The 21,296-nt window shown below is 61.7% G+C and carries 14 protein-coding genes; 2 read left to right on the top strand and 12 right to left on the bottom strand.

The genetic code is table 11. The features are described 5' to 3' along the window. Window positions 1-65: 65 nt before the first annotated feature. The 5 genes from Thiofri_RS04445 to Thiofri_RS04425 form a co-directional block, all read right to left on the bottom strand. On the bottom strand, window positions 66-230 hold the full coding sequence (locus tag Thiofri_RS04445) for a tetratricopeptide repeat protein (protein WP_143741993.1): 165 nt from the start codon (window positions 228-230) through the stop codon (window positions 66-68). 25 nt (window positions 231-255) lie between these two features. Beyond that, window positions 256-1,356 carry a response regulator gene (locus tag Thiofri_RS04440; RefSeq protein ID WP_009150513.1) on the bottom strand — a complete coding sequence of 367 codons (1,101 nt, stop codon included), beginning with the start codon at window positions 1,354-1,356 and terminating at the stop codon, window positions 256-258. Window positions 1,357-1,607: 251 nt separating this feature from the next. Continuing rightward, a complete protein-coding gene (locus tag Thiofri_RS04435; protein WP_040857442.1) occupies window positions 1,608-3,425 on the bottom strand; it encodes a sensor histidine kinase in 1,818 nt (605 codons plus the stop codon). A 207-nt stretch (window positions 3,426-3,632) separates the two neighbouring features. Then, window positions 3,633-3,986: a hypothetical protein gene (locus tag Thiofri_RS04430; RefSeq protein ID WP_009150511.1), complete on the bottom strand. Its 354-nt coding sequence runs from the start codon at window positions 3,984-3,986 to the stop codon at window positions 3,633-3,635. Window positions 3,987-4,074: 88 nt separating this feature from the next. Continuing rightward, the gene (locus Thiofri_RS04425) at window positions 4,075-5,874 is read right to left on the bottom strand and encodes an AAA family ATPase (RefSeq protein WP_323705945.1); all 1,800 of its coding nucleotides are present in this window, start codon (window positions 5,872-5,874) and stop codon (window positions 4,075-4,077) included. 319 nt (window positions 5,875-6,193) lie between these two features. Between Thiofri_RS04425 and Thiofri_RS04420 the strand changes: the two genes are divergently transcribed. Further along, window positions 6,194-6,433, top strand: a complete 240-nt coding sequence (locus Thiofri_RS04420; protein ID WP_009150508.1) for a type II toxin-antitoxin system Phd/YefM family antitoxin — start codon at window positions 6,194-6,196, stop codon at window positions 6,431-6,433. Then, entirely contained in the window at window positions 6,430-6,816 is a 387-nt protein-coding gene (locus Thiofri_RS04415; protein WP_009150507.1) for a type II toxin-antitoxin system VapC family toxin, read from the top strand. Before Thiofri_RS04420 ends, Thiofri_RS04415 begins: the two co-directional genes overlap by 4 nt. A gap of 620 nt (window positions 6,817-7,436) precedes the next feature. Here Thiofri_RS04415 and Thiofri_RS04410 read toward each other — a convergent pair. From Thiofri_RS04410 to Thiofri_RS04380, 7 genes are all read right to left on the bottom strand, one after another. Next, window positions 7,437-12,665, bottom strand: a complete 5,229-nt coding sequence (locus Thiofri_RS04410; RefSeq protein ID WP_009150506.1) for a beta strand repeat-containing protein — start codon at window positions 12,663-12,665, stop codon at window positions 7,437-7,439. Window positions 12,666-12,668: 3 nt separating this feature from the next. Further along, on the bottom strand, window positions 12,669-13,817 hold the full coding sequence (locus Thiofri_RS04405; protein WP_190275852.1) for a DUF4347 domain-containing protein: 1,149 nt from the start codon (window positions 13,815-13,817) through the stop codon (window positions 12,669-12,671). Between the two features lie 250 nt (window positions 13,818-14,067). Continuing rightward, window positions 14,068-14,289, bottom strand: coding sequence for a helix-turn-helix domain-containing protein (locus Thiofri_RS04400; RefSeq protein WP_083848552.1), 222 nt, complete (start codon window positions 14,287-14,289; stop codon window positions 14,068-14,070). Then, on the bottom strand, window positions 14,238-14,687 hold the full coding sequence (locus Thiofri_RS04395; protein ID WP_223296809.1) for a hypothetical protein: 450 nt from the start codon (window positions 14,685-14,687) through the stop codon (window positions 14,238-14,240). The genes Thiofri_RS04400 and Thiofri_RS04395 overlap by 52 nt, the downstream gene beginning before the upstream one ends. Before the next feature lie 369 nt (window positions 14,688-15,056). Further along, window positions 15,057-19,517 (bottom strand): hypothetical protein, encoded by a 4,461-nt coding sequence (locus Thiofri_RS04390; RefSeq protein ID WP_009150504.1) that lies wholly within the window; start codon window positions 19,515-19,517, stop codon window positions 15,057-15,059. 477 nt (window positions 19,518-19,994) lie between these two features. Then, window positions 19,995-20,276 (bottom strand): helix-turn-helix domain-containing protein, encoded by a 282-nt coding sequence (locus tag Thiofri_RS04385; protein WP_223296866.1) that lies wholly within the window; start codon window positions 20,274-20,276, stop codon window positions 19,995-19,997. Next, window positions 20,159-21,046 carry a hypothetical protein gene (locus Thiofri_RS04380; protein ID WP_223296878.1) on the bottom strand — a complete coding sequence of 296 codons (888 nt, stop codon included), beginning with the start codon at window positions 21,044-21,046 and terminating at the stop codon, window positions 20,159-20,161. The genes Thiofri_RS04385 and Thiofri_RS04380 overlap by 118 nt, the downstream gene beginning before the upstream one ends. Between the last annotated feature and the right edge of the window lie 250 nt (window positions 21,047-21,296).

Below are 21,296 nucleotides of genomic sequence, written 5' to 3'. Positions count from 1 at the left end.
TTTTTTATCAGATTGAGAGGCAGTCATTGGTTGCAGCGCAAACCCGAGGCTTTGTTGCAATTTATTCATTTGTGTTGCGCCGGCACGCTGTCGGGCACCAGGCGCACGGCCTCGCGAAAGTGGGTGATGGCTGCGTCGAGCTGGCCGGCTTTGCGCGCCGCGCGCCCCGCTTGAAAGGCCAGATCACCCGGGTTGGGTGGGGGGCTATCGATGTTGGTTGGCGTGTTCACGGGACTTGCAATTTTGGCGGAGGACTTAGCGGTTTGCGGCGGCGATTAACGCGCGCAACTTACTGCCTGGTTCCGCTTGCAGTTCATCCACCAGCAACTGCGCATAACCGTGGTAGAGGCTCAGGGCATGGGGCAGGCGATTGTCCTGAAGGTAAAGCTCGACCAAGTGGATCACCGTCTGCTCGTTGAACGGATCCTGCTCCCTGGCGGTAAGCAGCAGGATTTCGGCCCGCTCGAGTTGCCCTCGCCGCCGATGTTCGGTCGCGGCACTGAGCAGCGCGGCCTGATACTGCAACCGCAAGCGTTCGCGAAACGGATCAGCCCAGGGCCACGGCGCATCGGCCAGGTAATCACCTTGGTAGAGGTCGATCGCTTGCTCCAGAGAGGGGAGTGGATCTTGCTGTCTGGCCGCCAGTGACAACAGATGGCCAAAATGCGCCTTGTCCCAGAAGACATCAGCGGACAATTCCAGACCAAGTTTCGTCAGCCGGATGCTCTCGCCGACGGCCCCGCTCTCGAGACTTTTGCGGATGTGGTAGCTGTCGTTGTGGAAGCGGCTTTCAGCGCGAGAGAAGGACACATCGGGATGGAGGGCGTCGAGCAGTTGCTCGCGGTTGATCGGGTTGCCGTGGTGATGCAGCAGCCAAGCGAAGAGCTCACGGGTTTTGCTGGAGTGCCATGTCAGCGGGCCCTTTGGCGTCTGGACCCGCAGGCCGCCGAAGGTGGTGATGCGGATGTGGGATTGGCGGGGACCTTGATCGATCCGCGCTCGCAGTCGTTCCACGGTTGTGGCGAGCCGCCGGGGTTGCAGCGGCTTGAGCAGATAATCCTCGGCTGCGCAATCAAAGGCTTTGACCGCGTAACCGGCATGGGCGGTGACAAACACAATGGCAATCTTGGGCAGTTGCTGTTGCAGCTGCCTAGCCAGTGTCAGCCCATCCATGCCCGGCATGGCGACATCAACAAAGGCCACGTCGGGACGCAGCCTTGCGGCCTGCGCCAGCAGATCCTCGGGGTAGCGATAACAGCCGACCACTTGCAGGTCAGCGGCGTGCGCCCTCAGCAATTCTTGTAGTTCATCAAGGGCCGGCTGTTCATCGTCTATCAACACGGCGGTCATGGGCATCAGTGCGATCTCTATTCCGAGGTCTCACAGCCATTGCGTGCGGCTGAATGCCTGCGAGACGCAGGCTTTATCGTCAGTGCTGGATTCACCTGGAGCAGCGAGCTGTGTGAAGCCTAGGCTAGCAGACCGATCTCGCGAAAATCTCACGGCCATGCCGCGAGCCTTTGGGTTCCCGCGGGCGCAATCTGTTGCAAAACACCAATCCGCGCAGAGGTTCAGACAGACCAAGCGGACTTCAGCTGTCGGTGGACTTACTCTGCGGCCGCGGTGACCAGAGGGATGGACCATCGCACTCGGGTGCCCTGGTCGGGGGTGCTGGTAATCTCCAACCCCCGGCCATAGAGATGCAGCAGGCGGCGGTTAATATTATTCAGGCCGATCCCCTGGCGTTGGTCACCCTGCCGGCCCAGGGTGGCGACTGGGTCCATGCCGATGCCATCATCACTGACAACAAAATGGAGTTCTTGCCGGGTTGCTTCGACGCTGACAGCGACAATCCCCCCTTCTCTGCGGGGCAAAATCCCGTGATTGATGGCATTTTCTACAATCGGCTGCAGGACGTTGGCCGGCACCTGGTAGGTTGTGATCCCCGGGAGCTGGTACTTGACCTGAACCCGCTCACCGAAGCGTTCCCGCTGGATGGAAACAAAGAGCTCGACCATTGCCAATTCTTCGTCAAGGCTAGTGTGTTGATTGAGATTCTTGAAATCAAAACTCTGGCGCAGAAATTCGCTAAATTGGTACAGCAGCTGGCGGGCTTTTTCCATGTCGCGCCGCGACAAAGAGATGACGGTATTCAAGGTGTTGTAAAGAAAATGGGGATTAATCTGCGCGCGTAAAAAGGCCATTTCGTTGGCTTGATTCTGTTCGTTAAGCAGGGAGATGCGCTGGGCCTGGAGAATTAACTGCAACAGCAGAAAAACAAAGACACCCAGATGCAGGGAACTGCCGGCAATACTACTGATGGCATTGGTCAGATACAGGACATCATGCAGATTAATGATGACCAGCACCAGCAGGCTGGTCAGGTGAATCAGCCCCCCCTGTTTTCGCGCGCGGACAGCGAGCAGGCAAACCAGCAGGGTGCAGACGAGGACGCTGATGTCCAGCAGGTTGCTCAGCGGACCAAAGGCGGAATAGCTTGACATCGGCAGCAACAGATAAGCACTTTGGGCGACCAAATTGATCGCCAGCCAGATCCGCACAAGCACAGCGGAAAGTGCGGTGGAAAACAGCTGATGGGTATAGAGCAACAGCAGGAAGCCACCCCAGGCTGTACTGGAATAATGAAGAAAGGCGATCTGCTCAATACTGATTGCCGGAGCCAAGCGAGTCAGCAGCAACAGGTGCGCCATGTCCAGAATAACAATCAGGATCAGACAGAAAAGCGCAAAGGTGAGGAGATAGCGATGCCGGCGGAGCAGAAAGTAGACCGCCGCATAGAAAAACCCGATCACCAGCAAAGCGCCGAACAGGGCGGCTTCCTGCAAAGAGCGGCTGAGTACCTGATCAATCAGGGTGTTGGCATCGCCAAGAAAGATGTCAGCCCAGAATCCGCCACGGGCATAATGATGGTTAGACACCTGGATCAACAGCTCGAACCTGGCGTCTGGCACACTGAAGACGGCCACCAGGGGACGATACTGCCCCTGCTCCTCCTCGACGCTAGTCCCAGGGGTGCCATTGGCGGCTACCAGCAGGTCATCAACAAACAGCCGATAGGCACTCGAGAAACTGTGCACTTGCAAGGCCAGCAGGGTCCCGACAGGTAGATCGGTCAGAATCTGTAGACGATAGCTGGCATAGCCGTGCCCAGGCAGGTTTTCACCGGCCATCTGATAATGGTTCCAAGTGGAGGGAACCGAGACATAGCGATCCGGAACTGACTGGCGCGCCTCATTAGGGGGCAGGAAGGTCCGCCAGTGAAAGGCCCACTCGCCCCTGAGTGTGATCGGCCCATTGTGCGGAGTCCAGCCACGCAAATCGAGCACGCCCCGATCTGGACGCGGGGAGCTATCGGTTGCGTTGGTGGCGCAACCGCCGAGCAGGAGCAGAATGACCCAGATCATCCCCAGCAACGCGAGGCGGGACGGGTGGTATGAAATCCTGCGGTAAAGGTCCATGGATTGAGGAGGTTTCCCCGGAAAAGAGAAAAACGATAGTGTCCCTCATTTTCCTCGACAGTCTAGCGAACGATGAGGGGCGGGCGTACCAAGGCCTAGCGCGTTTTGTGCTGAACCGAGGGGCGCGAGGATGTGAACCGGGCCGCCAGCCTCCTAGGCGCGACCGATGAAAAACAGGCGGTTGCTCTGGTAGGTGGTGAAGGCGAGGCTGAGGTCTTGCTCGGCCAGCCAACCCCAGAAGCCGGGATCGTTGTGCAGTTGCAGGGCCGGAGTGCTCGGGCGCTCGGCCAGCTGGGCGCGCTCTTCGGGGCTTAGGCCCTGTTGCAGACTGACCCAGTCACGGGCTTGGTCCAGGGTCATGATGCGGGAGGGGTCGCGCAGATAGGCCAGTTGGCCTTGGTCAAGACGGATGACTTGCACATCCACCAAGTCCTGCGTCTGCTGGCGTGCCTCAGCCGCCAGACAGGTCAGGGTCAGAACAAGCAGCGCGGTCAGTAGGGAGCGCATCAAAAGGTCTTTTGGTCACGCAAGGCCAGCTCCATCACATGGCCAGAAAAGCCACCGGTTATCTGGCCGGTTTGGGTCTCGACAGCGGCTAGCTGGTGATCTTCGCCGCCGTGCCGGGCAGCCGCCGCCAGACCAGTCGCTCGACCCCCAGGGCGACCACGGCGAAAGCGCGCAGGTCGGTCAGGCCATGGCGCCGGGTCAGGGTGCCGCCATAGTCGCGCGCTTGGGCTTCGGCCTCGTCGAGCTTGGCGGCCACCGCCGGCCGTTGGGCCATTGCGTCGCGCGATTCCTGCTGCACCTGCTCGCCGCTCAGGCCGAGTTCCTTCAGGCTGAGATATTTGAATTCCAGCAGCAGGTCGAGCGCCTGGAAACGCCGCATGTCCGGGCGGACGATCAGGGCCAGATCGGCATAACCGCGCTCGGTCTCCAGCTCGGAGACGGCCATGTAGAGGCGGTCGTCGAACAAGAGCGTCAGGAAGGCGAATTTCACCATCAGCTCGTTGGTCCAGCGGTAGTCGCGGTTGGACAGCACGGCGAAATAGCTCTGTTCGATCAGCGCGCACAGCGGGGTCAGGTCGGCTTCCAGATACAGCCGCTCGGCCGCTGCGCGGCTAGCGGCACGCACATCCGTCGCCGGCAGCCAGCGCTCGCGCAAGCGTTCCACATAAAGCCCGCGCGCGACCAGGTTGGGAATGCGCAGGATCAGTTTGGCCAGTTCGCCTTCGCCCGCCAGGGTCAGGATGCCAAAGAAATACAGCAGCGACGCCATGAACGGCTGATCCTTCACCGCCGCCAGCACATCGGCCACGCCAAAGCGTTGCACCAGTTCCGGCACCAGCACTCGGTCATCGCCGCTCAGCGCCTCGATCAACAGGTCCTCGCCATGGGGCATTGAGGCGATATAGATCAGCTTGTTCCGATCCATGGCCAGGTTTTCATCGAGCATCTGCCGGGGATATTTGCCCTGGGTGGCCAGCGCGTCGAAAAAGTACAGGCTTAGGGTGGGGTTGTAGAGACTTTCCCCGGCCTCCTCGCTAAAGCGATAACCGTTGTAGAAGGTTCGCATGGTCGCCAGCGCCTTGTCTGCCGACCAGTCGCCACCTTCTTGGGTGAGCTGGTTCAGCACGGCTGCAACTTCCCCCTCGGTAAAGCCGCACAGGTCGTTGAACTGGGGGAGCAGGAACAGATCCTTGCCGACGTTGTAGCCGCTGGTCATGTCGCTCAAGACCACCGGCGAGACGCCGGTGATGAACACCCGATCCAGCCCCATACCGCCAGCGGCGGCCTTGACTGACTTGAACACGGTTTTCATCAAGCCTTCGCCTTGGAGCAGGGTCTGGTAGCGATCCTGCCCGCCCGGATGCGCGGCCATCAGCACTTCATTGGCGAAGTTGTCGTATTCGTCAATCAGCAGGTAGAGCTTGTGGGGGGTTCTCCGCACCGCGCCTAACAGAGACTCGAACGACGAGAGCGCATTGTGCGGATGCAATGAGATCGCACCTTTCCAGTGCGATTGGTAGTCATCGATGCATTGATAGATTCTGTCGTTGATATGCTGATGCAGCGCTGCTTCGATAGCGCCGATCTCACCATGCGCGGCGACCAGCGAGAAATCCCATTTGAGCACGAAGTATTGATTGTGCCGTGCTGTCGGGTGCTGCCCGATGGCGAGCGGGCCGAACAGTGCCTCGAACTGCTCGGCGCGGTTCAGGTCGTAATAGTGCTCCAGCATCGACAGCAGCAGGCTTTTGCCGAAGCGGCGCGGGCGCAGGAAAATCAGTTGATCGCCGGCGGCTTCCAGTACGGGAATTCGATCCGTGCGATCAAGATACCAATATCCTTGCTCGCGCACTTTGCCAAAATCGCTCAGACCATAGGGAAAGTGCATGGGCGCTCAACTCCTGGGGCGAGATCGGAGTTCAAGCATAGCACGGTCGCAGCGTCCTTCTCGGCGCGCCCCTTGCCGGCCCCTTTAATTTGCCTTTAATTTGGCCCGTTTGGTTGATCAGCTGGTGTTCGAGCCGGAAAAGGATCTGTTTAAGTTCTAACCGCGCCGCACCATAAGGGGTCGAAAAGGAGCCGTGCCCAAATTCATTTTCGAGCCCCCGGGCAAGGCGCCCAGCCCCGTAACCGATTGCAGTTTCTTGCCTTTTCCTTGCGACCAATATAGGCTTAGCCCAACCCCTAAGTCCATTGGAGCGCAGGCAATGTCCGCCTTAACCGTCAACGTCCATGAGGCAAAAACCCATTTTTCTCGCCTGCTTGAACAGGCGCATGCCGGTCAGGAGATCGTCCTGGCTAAAGCGGGAAAGCCCTATGCGCGCCTGATGCCGCTCGACCAAGCAGAGTCGGGGCGCCGCCCCGGGCGCCTTTCTGGGTGCGTGGATGATGCGTTTTTTGAGCCGCTGCCGGATGATGAGCTGCGCGCCTGGGAGCCAACCGGGTGAACGCGCTGCTGGATACGCACGCTTTTCTGTGGTGGGTGACGAATAGCCCAGAACTTTCCGAGCGGGTGCGCAGGATCATTGCAGACGATGACAATGCGATCTTCGTGAGCGCGGCGAGCGCCTGGGAAATCGCCACCAAGGTTCGCTTGGGAAAATTGTCGGGTGCGCCCGGGGTGGTCGAGCGCTTCGGAGAATTGGTGGCGGCCGATGGGTTTCGGCATTTGCCTGTGTCCTACCTGCATGCCTTGCGAAGCGGCGGCTATGGCGTCGCGCACAAAGATCCCTTCGACCGCATGTTGGCAGCGCAAAGCGAGATCGAGCGTTTGCCGCTCGTCACGCGCGATCCGGCGTTGTCGCTTTTTGGCATCGAGACGATTTGGTAGGTGTCAATCCCCGCTCGTTCATCAGTCGTGACATAAGGCATTTCGTATTGCTCCTCGTAGGCATAGAGTTCTTGGCGGAATTCGGCTTCCAGCGTTTCACTGTCTCGGCGTCGTCGGTGACCTTGGCGCGGATCTGCGCCATGACCACCAGGGCAAAGACATTGTCGCTGGCTTCCAGCTCCGCCCAGCGCTCGGGCTCGGCGTAGTCGAACAGTGACGCCGACGAGCTTGTCGGCATAGCGCCGGCTGGTCTTGGCCTCGCGCACGATCTGTTGACAGACATCTCCACTACCGCTGGCAGTTTGGCCTTGTCGCGGCACGAAGGGGTGTCTGCAATGCACTGCCGCTCGTGGCGCCGAGGCCGACGTGAAAAAGCCCCCGCGGGCGAACCCCGGGGGCTGGTAGGTGAAACCTGAGATCAGGTGGAATGGCTCACGGGGCTGGGCGTCCTTGCCCGGGTGGCTCGAAAATTAATTCGAGCACGGCAACTTTAATTTATTTCGAATACGGCCCCTTTAATTTGCCTTCTGGCTTCATTTGAAGCAATGAGCCCGCCGATCAGCCGCGCTGCGTGCGACTCAGCCGCCCTGCACTGCTTCGTTCTTGCGCGCCGCCACCGCTCAGGCCACCAGCAGCGCGTCGTCGAGCACAAAGCCCATGCGTCCCTCGGCCGCGCCCCAGGCGATGAAATGCTCCAGGGCGGGCATGCCGGCGGCGGCAACGTCGGGGTTGGCCTCGAGGTAGGCCGAGGCGTCGAACCAGCCGGAGGGGTCGCGCCCTTCGCCCGCGCCATAGAGGGCATAATGCTGCTCGGCGCTGGCAAACATCCCTGAGGCGACCGCTGCGGCAACGTCGGGGTTCATCGCCAGATAGGCGTCGTTGTCAAACAGAGCATTGCCGGGGCGTCCCTCGAGCAGACCGAATTGCGCGAAGTGCTCGGCGCCATTGGCAAATTGGCCGATCGCGACGGCGGCGGCAACGTCGGGGTTCTGGGCAAGGTAGAACTCGGGGTCGAATCCCACGCCCGCGGCAATTGCATTGCCTTCGGGGCGCACCAGGGTGACGGCGCGGTTCTCAACGAAAGCAAGCAGCTCGACATCCTCGCCAATGCTGTCGGTGCCGCCGGCATCGGTGACGGTGACACTCGCGTCGCGGCGGATGAGCGCGTCGGTGCTGGCGCCGGCGTATTCGGCGGTGTCGATGCCGCTGCCGCCGGTGATGGTGTCGTTGCCCAGGCCACCGATCAGGATGTCGTCGCCGCCCTCGGAGCCGACTTGGTCGTCGCCGGCGCCGCCGTCGAGGATGTCGTCGTCCGGCCCGAGCACGATGCTTTGGCTGCCGCCATCGCCCACAACAATGTTGGCCCCCTCGCCGCCCGTGACGGTGGCGCTGCCAATGATGACGGCGAAATCGATGCCGTCAAGCCGCAGCTCGGTCCCGGGCGGCAGCCCGGAGACGTCGATAACCATGGCCTCGGTGATGCCGTCGCCCGGCACGGCATCGGAGATCACGATGGGCGCGCCGGGCGCTGTTTCGCCCTCAAGCGCGAGGGTGACGGCGCTGACGCAAACGCGCGCGTCATCGGGCAGGCTGCTCAAAAATGCCTGACCGGTCTTGGCCATGTCATCCTGTCCCTGTGCGCCGCTGTTCGCAATGCGCGCACTCAAGTCGGTGATGGCGCTGGATGGGGCCTGAGGCGCGGGCGAGCTGGAGCAGATCAACCCGACCCCGGCCGGCAACCCGGCCGCAACAACCGGCGTGGCGTCGCTGCCGGTAAGGATGTGCTCTGACGAACTATCGCCTGGCTCCAGGGTGATGAGGCGGCTGCCACTCTCATCCATGGTCTCGTCCGCGGGCTTGTCTGGCGTTTCATCGCGACCTGAGGGGGTGCCTCCGCCACCACCACCGCCAGTGGGCGCGGGCGGCGCGAAGGTAACCCGGGCGGCATCCGATGTCGTGCCGTCGCCGTCGCTGAGGGTGACGTCGAAGCTGTGGGTGGTCACGCTGTCGGGCGTGAACAGGATATTCTGCACCAGCGTGCCGACCAGGGCCGGCTTCGCACTGGCGGTCAGGTCGATGACCAGATCATTGGTGCCCTGCCCGGCGCTGGAGACGGTGCCGATGTCCGTGCCGCCCACCGAAACGATCTCGGTGTTGGCCAGTGCCCCGTCGCCGCCCGCCTTGGCGGTGGTGCCGTCCAGGCTGAAGGCGCCGGCCGCCGCGGTGCCCGCGCGCGCGATGGTCAGGGTTCCGCCGTCGAAATCGGTGGAATCGGCATCGGTCACGGCGGCATCGCCGCCCAGATCGAGCGGCAGCGTCGCAACCGCCGTCAGGGTCTGACGGTCACCGTTCAGGTTGGCGATGCTCGGCCGGTCGGATACCGTCACGTCAATGGTATCGGTGTCGGTATAGGTACCGTCGGTGGTCTCGACCGTGAGGATCTTCACGCCGGTGCTGTTGACGGCCGGGGTGTAGCTCAGGGTCGCCAGCGCGGTGTTGACCTGGGCGACCGAGCCCTGGATCTGAAGACTTTCGGTGCCGGCCCCGGTGATGGTGCCGCCGCCCGACGCGGTCAGGGTGCCGTCGCCGGGATTGACCGAAACCGTGGTGGTCAGGGTGGCGCTGTCGGCATCGGCGACGGAAACGCCGGTGATCGCCTTGGCGGTGCCGTCCACGGCGATTTGGGCGCCGGGCACGGTGTTCACGGGTTCGTCCTGGACAGTGATCGTAACCGTGGAGACGGCTGAGGTCGCCCCGCCCAACAATGCGCCGTCACTCAGGGTCACGTCGAATCTGTGTGCGCCGCCGTCGGAAGAGGTGTACTGCAGGGCTTGCAACAGCGTCGCCACATGCACCGGAGTGGCATTGCCATTCAGGTCAATGGTCAGGCCATTGGTGCCCTGGCCGTCCGCGCCGGTGTTCACCACACCGATGGCGACGGAGACGCCGCTCACCTCCACCTTGATGGAATCAGAGGCTTCAATCACGCCATCTGCGCCCGAGGTCGCCTTGCTCGTATCCAGCGAGAAATCGCCCGCCAGGCTGGACGTGCGGGAGAGGGTCAGGGCGCCATCGTCGAAATCATAGCTGTCGGCGTCTGTGACGGTGGCATCGCTATTCAGGTCGAACGCAACGGTGGCGCCCTTGTCCGCCGTCGTGGTATCGCCGTTCAGGTTGTCGATGACCGGCGGATTCTGGGTGACGGTGATCGTGAAGGGGCCGGCGGCATCCTGATCGCCGCCGTTCGCGGTGCCGTCGCCATCATTCAGGGTCAGGCTGAAGACCTGATCCCCCAGCCAGTCACCCGCCCCCCCTGTTGCTGGCGCGTCGTAGGTCAGCGCCTGAAGCAGCGTCTGGATGTTCGCGGACGTCGCCCCGGCGGTGAAGGAAACCTGGAGGGTATTGCCGCCTTGCCCGTCATCGGTGGCATGCACCGTGCCAATGGACACACCGTCGACTGCGATGGTCTCGCCGGCGGCGACGGTGCCATTGCCATCCGATGTCGCGGTTGTGCCGTCCAGCCCCCACGACCCATTCGCGGTGCCGATGTTCTGAACGACGGTCAGGCTGCCCCCGTCGTAATCGGCGGAGTCCGGGTTACTGACGGTGGCATCGTCGAGCAGCGCCACGTTTTGCGCGCCGCCCCCCGCGACCAGGGTCGCGGTCTCACCGAACACGCTGCCCACCTCCGGCGGGTCGTTGACCGGTGTCAGGCTGACGGTCGAGGCGATGGCGGTGGTCGTTGAATCCGCGCCGCCATTGGCCGTACCGCCGCTGTCCTGAACGGCGGTGATGGTCACGACGCGATCCGAAGCGGTGGTCGGGTCATCGCTGGTGTTGCGGTAGGCAAGGCCGTTCACCAGGGTCTTGAACGCGGTCGGGGAGAGACCCATGCCCGTGATCGTCACCGTCGCCGTGGTGCCCGACAGGCTGACCGCCGCCGTGCCGCCGGCCACGGCCACGCTGTTGGCGTCGGTCAGGGCCACGTCGGTCCCGTCGATGGACAGGATCTCGGCAGCGCCGTCGGTGACGTTGCTGACCGTCAGGGTCAGTCCGGCGAAGCTGTCCCCGGGCTCCCCCGCATCCGCGTTGGCGCTGCTGAACAGGCTGGCGCCGCCCCCGCCCTCGGTAAAGGTGGGATTATCCTCGGTCGCGCTCAGGGTGGGCGCCTGGTTGACGGAGGAGATGGTCACCGTCACGGCCCCGCTTCCGGTGCCCGGTGCGTCGCCCGCGCCCTGGTCGCCGGGGCCGCTGTTGCCGTCGGCAAAGGTCCAGGCGAGGTCCACGCTGGCCGGCGGATCGCCGCTGGCGTTTTCGTAGCGGATCGCCTGCATGACCTCGTTGACCAGCGCCGTTGTGGGCGTGGTGCCGTTGGCGTCCGTGAACGAAACGGTGACTTGCCCGGCGGTCGTGGTGGTGTCGAGGGTGGCGAAGACGTTGCCGCTGCTGATGTCATTGCCGGCGACGGTCAGCCTGCCGCCGGTCTGGATCGAGAATACGTCGTCCGTGTTGGCGCCGCCGCTGCGTGCGATGGTCAGGCTGGCGCCCGCGTAGCCGGCGCCGGCGTTGCGGGCATCCAGCTCCGTGTCGCTGATGGTGACGTCGCCGTCCAGGATGACGGCGGACCCGCCTTCGGTGAACGTCGGCGTGCCGTCCAGGCCGGTGAAGGTTGGCGCCTCGTTCGGCGTGTCGGTGATGGTGACCGTGATGGTCTGGGCCGTAGTCTGGCCGAAGGCGTCGGTGGCGGTGACCTCCACCTCGCGGTCATTGTCGCCGCCATGCACATAGGTCTGGCCGGCGGTGAAGGACAGGGCCGCCGTGGTCTCGTCCAGCGCAAATAGCTCCTGATTCGCCCCGCCAGTGATGGCAAAGTTGACGGGGCCGGTGGCATCGGTGGCGCCGACGGTGAGAATGTCGGTCGTGTTCTCGACGACCGAGGGCGCATCGCTGGAGGTGAAGACCGGCCCGGAGCCGTCCACCACAACGTCCAGACCGGCCGAGGCCGCCGACTCGTTGCCCACCGCGTCCGTGGCCGTCGTGGTGAAGGTGTGCGTGCCGTCCGCAAGGGCACTGGCGGTGATCGACCACGCCCCACCCCCGTTGGCGGTCGCCGTGCCGACGTTGCCGGAAATGCTGCTGTACAGCGTGACGGTGACCCCGGCCTCGGCGGTGCCGGTCAGGGTCGGCGTGGTGTCGTTGGTATGGTCGTCGTCATCGGCCGCGCCGGTGTCGCTGGCCGCGTCCAGGTCGGGCACGGAAGGGACGGCCGGCGGTGAGTTGTCGAGGGTATAGGTCTGATCCGTGCCCGGCTCGCCGGCCTGGATCGTGTTGCCCGCCGTATCGGTGAGGTCGGCGGACCCGGACAGGTTCAGCCCCACGGCGCCATCCAGGTTCGCCAGATCGCCGCCGCTGACGGTGACATCATAGGTGGACCCATTGACCGTGCTGACGGCGCTGACCGTCGCCGTGGTACCGGTCGCCGTGAAGTCCGCCGCCGCCACATCCTGCACGGTCTCGTCAAAGGCCACCCGAAAGACCAGCGAGTCGGCGTTGGTCTGTTCACTGGCGGGGGTCTGCCGGACGATGCTTTGCACCTGCGGGGCCACGGTATCGACGGTATGGGCGGTTCCGCCGGTGTAGCCGCCGCTGATCGCATTTCCTCTCGCGTCCTGGATACCCGTTCCGGACGACTTCAGATCCAGCCGCAGAGTCCCATCGCCGGACACGTTCGTGACGGTGACCAGGGCCACGGACCCCCGGGTGCCGCTCGCGCTGTCATACGCAACGCTGCTGATGGTGCCGGAGGCCGTGCCCGTCAACTGGAAGTCGCCCGTCGAAACGTTGGTCACGATCTAGCTGAACGCCACCCGATACGTGACCGTGGTATCACCGGCACTGGCCCCGGCAGCCGGTGCGATGCTGGTCACGGACGGTGCCGTGCTGTCGGCATCCGGCGACGTAAAGATAATGGTGTCGGCCATGAAGCTGGCCGAGCCGCTGGTCGTGTTTCTGACCTCGATCTTCTCGACCAACCCCCAGTTATTTCCCCCGGAAAGATCGACCGTATAGGCCGGCGCCGCATCCCAAGCACCATAGAGGTCGCTGTAGCCGGGTTGGGGGCTGTAGCTTTCGACCCATTCGCCCCCGCGCATGCCCCGGATTTGAAAGGGGCCGGGCGCGTTGCTCCCGCTATAAAATCCGACCAGAAAGCTGGAGACGTCAACCTGATGGGAGAAGTCGAAAATGAGCGAGGCGCCCGTGTTGCCGGTGTCGTAAACCTTGTCGCTGTTTATGCCAAGGCCACCCGTTTCAGTCCCAAAGCTATTCCAGGCCGTGACCCAGACCGTGATGCCGGCCACGGTTTGCGTCGGCGTCGTGGCCCCCGTGAAATCAAACGTTCCCCCGGCCAGCACACCGCCATAGCCCGCCATCGCCTGTGCCGTGACAGCGCCCGCGCTCTCCACCGGGCCGGTGGTGGTTTCCAGGTCCCAGTCGCCGCCCAGATCGGCCGCGCCGGTGCGGTCGTCCGACGCCGCCACGTCGGCCCCTGTCGCCTCCGCCAAGGCATCGATGAACGCGAGCCCGGCGTCATCCGCAGCCAGATCACAGCCATAAAGCAGAATATCCCCGTCGTCACTCAGCGAGCCGCCGATGGTCGCCAATGCGTCGCCCTCGGCGCGCAGGCTCCCGACATCGACAGCGCCGGCGGCAAAATTCAGTGTGCCGGCGCTGCCATGGGAGACAATGTGGATGGCGCCGAGTCCGGCGCGGTCCGTGAGGTGAGCGGCGATCTGCCCGAGAGCGGGTTGATCGGAGGACAGCCACACCACCTCGACGCCATCCCTGACGCCGGAAGCCAGTTGCTCGGCATCCGGAACGGCGGCATCGATAAACAGAATTTCCGCCGCGGAAGACGGCTCGGAAACTGTCACCTCGGGCGGAAGGCCTGCCTTTGCCGGCAAATCCTGGGCAAATTTGTTGAAATCCAGTTGCTTGTTCATCTCTGTCCCCTTGCGCTGGCGATCACGGCCGCTGAGAGAGCCAATATCCCAAGCGGGGAAATCGACTCGCGGGCGCATTCGGCCATCGGGCCGCGGTTTCGCGTCCTTGACTGATGTCATTGAAAAGGCTTGGTGATTTAACCTAACGCATTCCCGACTATTGCACTAGGTCAAAACGCGAAAACTTACGCACCGAATTGGTGCAAACTGGCGGAAAGCGCGGGTAGCGGGCGCTGAGAGGGGCTTGGACTCAGTTAGAAAGAGAGCGCGCCAGCGTGGTGGAGGGTAATTCACCGAACAGGTCGCGGTAGGCGCGGGTAAAGCGCCCCATGTGCAGGAAGCCCCAGCGGGCGGCGACCTCGGTGATGGTGCGGGTGGAGTTGCGGGCGGCGGGTTGATGTTGCCAGCGTGGCTTGCGCCTCAGTGGAAGATCGTCTCGGGCGTCTCGGCGGTGAGGATGCGTTTGGACCATTGCAGGAGCTCTTCAGAGTCGGCTGCCACGACGCGCTCCCGGTGCGCTTCAAGTAAATCTGAGCCGAATTTTTCTTCCAGCTGCATCATCAAGATCGTGGCTTCGCCCTGCTGCAATCCCAGCGTTTTCCCCTTCTCAATCCCCGCTCGTTCATCAGTCGTGACATAAGGCATTTCGTATTGCTCCTCGTAGGCATAGAGTTCTTGGCGGAATTCGGCTTCCAGCGTTTCAGTGTCTCGGCGTCGTCGGTGACCTTGGCGCGGATCTGCGCCATGACCACCAGGGCAAAGACATTGTCGCTGGCTTCCAGCTCGGCCCAGCGCTCGGGCTCTGCGTAGTCGAACAGTGACGCCGACCAGCTTGTCGGCATAGCGCCGGGTGGTCTTGGCCTCGCGCACGATCTGTTGGCCAACATCTCCACCACCGCTGGCAGTTTGGCCTTGTCGCGGCACGAAGGGGTGTCTGCAATGCACCGCCGCTCGTGGCGCCGAGGCCGACATGAAAAATCCCCCGGGGGCGAACCCCGGGGGCTGGTAGGTGAAACCTGAGATCAGGTGGAATGGCTCACGGGGCTGGGCGTCCTTGCCCGGGTGGCTCGAAAATTAATTCGAGCACGGCAACTTTAATTTAATTCGAACACGGCCCCTTTAATTTACCTTTAATTTAGGGCTTGGGCTGGAAATCAATTCGAGCCTGGCCCGTTTGGTTTGAGCCTGGCCCGTTTGGTTTGGCCCGTTTGGTTTATTTTCTTTCGCCCGATTAGATTTCTAGGCAATCAGAATATCGGTTGCGGTGGAACCTGCCGTCACCAGAGCATTGACTTTCGCTTCAACGCCATCGAGCTTAATGCCAATATCACCATTCGCATCCCCCTGCCAAACGAAGACGCCGGGAGCGGCAACCGTGCCGTAGGCAAATGCTACGGTTTCGCCATTAGCAACAACCGTATCGTTGCCAAGGTACATGTCAGCAGCCTTTGATGCGTCCACAGAGGTCATATCAACGATGGCGGTGGCGGCGTTATCCGAGTAGAACGTTGCGAAACCATCAGTCACTGTCATCGCCTCTATGGTGATGACGCCAGAAGTGGCGCTTCCTTCAGTAACGGTGCCATTCCCCTTGATCGTATTCGACGGCAGATCAAGGATGTCATCGCTCGGATCAAAGTTGGTGATCATATCCGGGTCGCCGGCTGGGGAGTCGGGGAGGATTAGGGCACCCGTCGCCGAAGAAGTATCCACCGTACCGGTGGTCTCGGCCAAATCGACGGCCAGGGCTGATTCGTTGAGGTCACTCTGCGCGCCCATAAAGTTGTAGGTGAATACCAACTGGTTACTGACTACCGAGAAGGCCCCGGACAGTTGGCCTGTCCAGTTATCGTTGTTGTTCAACGCGCCGAGGAGCTTGGCCTCTTCATAGGCGCCGCTCTGGGTGAAGAAATAGGTGTCAGCAGAACCGTGCGTCGTCGCTGACGTCGGCAACGTAACCGTAATCTTGTCGCCGTCAACCAGACTGGTCACATCGTGCTCATAGGTGAGTGCCGCCGCAGAGGCATCGGAACCCTCAGCCGAGGTATCATCCACCGAACCGGTGGTCTCGGCCAAATCGACGGCCAGGGCTGATTGGAAGGGGTCATTCTGAAAGCCAAAATGGGTGTAGGTGAAGACCAACTGGTTACTGACTACCGAGAAGGCCCCGGACAGCCCGCCTGTCCAGTTGTCGTTGTTGTTCAACTCGCCGAGGAGCGTGGCCTCGTCATAGGCGCCGCTCTGGGTGAACCTATAGGTGTCAGCGGAATCGTGCGTCGTCGCTGAATCCGGCAACGTGACGGTGATCTTATCGCCGTCAAGCAGACTGGTCACATCGTGCTCATAGCTGATTTCGGCGCGGATATCAACAGCACCCCAACTAACTATTTTGGTAGTATCGGCAGTCTCGGCCAGATCGACGGCCAGGGCTGATTCGTTGAGGTCACTCTGCGCGCCCGTTGCGGTGTAGGTGAATACCAACTGGTTACTGACTACCGAGAAGGCCCCGGACAGTTCGCCCGCCCAGTTGTCGCTGTTGTTCAACTCGCCGAGGAGCTTGGCCTCTTCATAGGCGCCGCTCTGGGTGAAGATATAGGTGTCAGCAGAACCGTGCGTCGTCGCTGAAGTCGGCAACGTAACGGTAATCTTGTCGCCGTCAACCAGACTGGTCACATCGTGCTCATAGGTAAGTTCCGCCGCAGAGGCATCGGAACCCTCAGCCGAGGTATCATCTACCGAACCGGTGGTCTCGGCCAAATCGACGGCCAGGGCTGATTGGGAGAGGTCACTCTGAGAGCCAAATTGGGTGTAGGTGAAGACCAACTGGTTACTGACTACCGAGAAGGCCCCATCCAGCACGCCTGTCCAGTTGTCGTTGTTATTCAACGCGTCAAGGAGCCTGGCCTCGTCATAGGCGCCGCTCTGGGTGAACCTATAGGTGTCAGCGGAATCGTGCGTCGTCGCTGAATCCGGCAACGTGACGGTGATCTTATCGCCGTCAAGCAGACTGGTCACATCGTGCTCATAGGTGAGTGCGGCGGCAACCGCCTCCCCAGCATCTACCACAATGGTATCCACTCCTAAGAGGTTTGGCCCGTCAACCGGCAAATAAATCTGATCGGCGCCCTTGCCGCCGGCGATTGAATTGGTACCGGTGGTCGCCACATTAATCGTCTGATTCCCATCCGACCCTTTTATAGTAATTGCGGCTTCACCCCCACTGTTTTTGCCACTCGCTTGTTCAGCAGAGAGTGTCAAACTCTGATACTTATTGCCGCCATACCATATGAAATTATTGAGCAGAGTAGAGTTCTCGCTGATATCAACTGGAATAGCCCATCGTGGCTCGATCTTGATTTTATCAGCGGTGAATTGACTCGCATTTGTATCGTTATTTATATACGCATGAAAAGTGCCTTCCCCGGATACGGAAACCCCAGAAAAATCAAAAATGACATTGGGGTTCAGAGATGCATTATCTTCAATTATAAAAGAGGCTGTACCTAGGTTTCCCTGGGCGCCTAAAAGACCCATAACTCCCGTGCCCGTTATCGTGACTTCTGCCTTACCAAGGTTGCCGTTGAAATTTGGATTACCCGTAGAGTCAATAGTCGCTGTGACATTATCTGTGTTGATTTGGCCCAGATCTGCCGAAAGTTTTTCATGCAGCGCCGTCACCGCCACCGTGCCCGTGCCGGTGATGGTCTCGCCGGTCAGATCGGCGGCCGTGCCGGTCAGGGTGATGCTGTTGACGATCAGGCTGTCGACTTCGCTAATAAGGACCTCTACGGGGCCGTCGCCATCCGCTGGGGTGAAAACATAATAGCCCCCATCAATCGTAACCATCACATTTCCGTTCTGCGTGCCGACGGTCCAGTCGCCTTCATTGTCTCCAGTACCCTCCGTGACCGTAAAGGTCGGCATCGCCGGCGGGGTGGTGCCACCACCACCTCCCGTATTCGTCGGAACATCCGCATCCGAATCCCCATCGCCATCCACATCGCCGACCTCACTGCCAGCCTCTTCGATGGCCGCGTCGAGGTTGCTGTCGGAGGTCGCCTCCTCGGCATCGCCCAAGTCGCCCGCGGCCGCGCCGCTTTGAACCAGCTGCTCCACATCCCCGGCAACGATCTGAACCTGGGTGATGGCCTTCAATGTCGCGGTGGGATCATCGCCAGCATCCGCGCCCACGGCGTCTTGAATCTTGTTGGTGAGCTGAGTGGTCACCCCGGCCGCGCTTGCGGCCAGACCAGCGACTTTCTCCTGGGTCGCGGCATCGGCATCGCCAGCGGCGCCCTCGAAAACCCCCTGGACCTGCTCTGGGTTGCCAAGGTCGAGACTCTCGCCCTCGCCAAGCGCGTTGGTTGTCGCGGCTAGGGCGGCGAACACCTTGTCCTGACCGTCCTGACCGTCAGTGGCGGCGCCGGCGCCTTGAAGCAGGGCGCTGCCCTGGCCCACAGTGGTGGCGATCTGGGCGGCCTTGGCCTGGATCTCAAGCGCGGCCTGTTTTTGCTCTGGCGTGGCCCCCTCTTTGTTGGCTTCGCCAATGGGGTCGTACTCTTTGAGGTCGATCTCTGCGGGAATGCCGAGGGCTTGTTTGACGGCCGCTTCAGCGGCGGCGGCGCTCATGCCCCCGGCTTCGGCAACGGCCTGCACCAGGGTCGTCAAGGGGCCAATGACTTTGGAGCCCGCGGGCGCCTGGTAGTCGTCAGCCGGCCCGCGGGTGGCGATGTCGGTGCCGCCGGTGGACATCAGCGTGCCCTGGACTGGGCTGCCGTCGTCGTTCTCGAGCACGAAGTTGCCAAGCTCGTCGGTGGTGGTGGAGGGCTCGTCGGGATCCTGGATGGCATCGCCGTCGGTGTCCGCCCAGACGGTGGCGCCGCTGACGTAGCCGTCGACCACCACGCCCTCGATCATCGTGGCGAGCGGCTCGAAGGTATCCGGCAGGACGGTTCCAGCAGGTACTTCAACCCCCTCCGGCACCACGAGCCTCATGCCATCGAGCGGCACGAAGTCGATCGGAATCGGCAGATCAGCAGGCGGGGTCCAACCCGCGGGCGGCACGAAACTCGGCATAAAGGGCGCGACCTCGTTCACACGCGCAAGCGCCGCCATGGCATTGCCACTGGCCAGGGCAGCCTGGAACTCGGGATCATTCGCGAAGTCGCCGAGGTTGATGCCGTTGCCGAGATCGCGCCCTTCTTCGAACCCATGCGAGAACAAGTGATCGACGAGATTAAGCTCTCCACGCGCGGCGGCTTCCCCGACATCCGGGTTCGCCTCGGCATAGGCCTTGAGGTCAATGCCCGGCACGGGCGAGCGAAGCTCGCCATTCGTCCTGCCAAAAAACATGAAATGTGTGAAGAAATCGATGGCGCCTTCCTGCACGGCCGCCGCCACGTCGGGGTTTTGTTGCAGATAAAACTCGGGGTCTAACAAAGGCGAGGGTTGGCGCTGTTCCTGGGCACCGAAAGCAACAAAGTGCTCATAGGCCGTCATGATGCCGTTGGCCACCGCCTCGGCGACGTCGGGATTTTCTTGAAGATAGTAGTCTGCGTCGAAGAACGGATGCGGGCTCCGGTTCTCGTACTGGCCGAACTGCTCAAAGTGCTCCTCAGCGGTCATCACGCCGGCGGCAACCGCCGCGGCAACGTCTGGATTGTTCTGAAGATAAAACGTGGGGTCGAAGAAATTTAACATGCCGTAGAGACTCCCTAATCAAATGCTTGCAGCCGAGGAGAAGTTCGGCGCGTCGAAACGTCGGCAGGGTTATGCTTCGCAGGGTGAATCCCGCCCAGCCTGCTGAACCGCCTTTCACCCATGAGCGCCGAGGAGGAACTTTATCCAGTCTGGCGCAATATTTTTCAACGCAGCTTAGAATCCAGACTTGGTCGACGAATCCTGGGCGAATTTGTCAAAATTCCGTTGATTGTTCATTGACTTGCCCCCCTTGCGCTGAGGATGACGACCGCCGAGAGGCTCGATGCCTCCGGGGTAACGGATTCCCGGGCCTATCTGGCCGCGCCATCTCGTCATTGACTGATGTCATTGAAAAGCCTTCACGCTTTACCCTAGCGGATACCCGAGTACCCAACTAGGTCAAAACGCGAAAACTTACGCACCGAATTGGTGCAAACTGGCGAAAAGCGCGGGTAGCGGGCGCTGAGAGGCTTGGGCTCAGTTAGAAAGAGAGCGCGCCAGCGTGGTGGAGGGTAGTTCACCGAACAGGTCGCGGTAGGCGCGGGTGAAGCGCCCCATGTGCAGGAAGCCCCAGCGGGCGGCGACCTCGGTGATGGTGCGGGTGGAGGCGGTGGGCGCGAGCAGTTCGGCCCGCGCGCCGTTCAACCTGCGCATGCGCAGGTAAGCGCCGGGCGCGAGGCCAAGTTGCTCGCGAAAGGCATGCTGCAGGGTGCGCTCGGATACGCCCGCGGCGGCGCAGAGGTCGCTGACCCTGGACACGTCCCCATGGCTGGCTTGCGCGTCCATGCAGGCTTGCGCGCGGCGGACAATGCGCAGGGAGCGGCGGCGAGCATGGAGGTTGGGCCGCCGCCGCCATCGGGGTCGGAGTGACTAACGGCTAAGAGGAGATATTCGCGCAGGGTCTGGCTGAACCCATCGGGTTGGGGACCACGCAGGTCCCGGTCAAGGTCGCGCGCCAACGCAAGAAGGGCGCGCAGGCTGCGCTCGAGGGGCGCCTTGGCGGTGTGACCGAGCCCGGTGAGATTCCCCTCGCCCGCCAGGCGCTCGGCCAGGGGCTCGTTTAGCAAGGCAAGCTCGCGCAAGAGCTCGGCCTGGTCGAGTCGCACATAGCAGGTGGCAATGCCGCCGGGGACGAGAACATCGAATTCCGTTTGCTCGGGCAGGAAAAACAGCTGCTCGGCGCTATCGTCAGCGAATTGCGTAAACCGCTTCTTGTCCTGCGTGTTGGCGGCCGGTGACAGGATCAGTGAGATGGTGCACTGCCCATTGGGTGTGGCACCGATTTTGTAGAGGTCTTGACTTTGCTGCTCGTGAACGATCTCGATGTCGCCGAGGTCCGCGCGCTCAATCAGGCCGGTGAAACTTCCGGCACTGATCTGCCGACAAGAGAACTCCGCGATCCAGGATTGGGCGTCCGCGGTTTGAGAGGCATCGAGCAACGCGAGGCGCTGGTGGATGGGCGCGCCAGTCGCCGCGGGGGATGACTCTTCCGCGCGGGGCGTCTCATGGGCGTGAAGGTTGGCAGTCATCATCTTCACCGATGGCGGGGCATCCGGCTTTGGTGGCTATGAACGGATGCAATGAGCTTAGACCATATTTGGCATTTCCAAACTGAAAATTGGCGTAAGTGATTGAAATTTTCTTGCGCGGAAAAATTATCGTTCATCTGATCCGTCACTTGAAATTTTCGATCCAAATGTCGTGCCACAACGTACACTTGTTTACACTTATCCTTCTGACTTTAAAGATAATTCTGTCGCAAGATGTCAAACTTGGGAT

Source organism: Thiorhodovibrio frisius (assembly GCF_033954835.1).
GTDB classification, from domain to species: Bacteria; Pseudomonadota; Gammaproteobacteria; order Chromatiales; family Chromatiaceae; genus Thiorhodovibrio; species Thiorhodovibrio frisius.
This window is presented reverse-complemented; position numbering and strand designations above follow the sequence as displayed.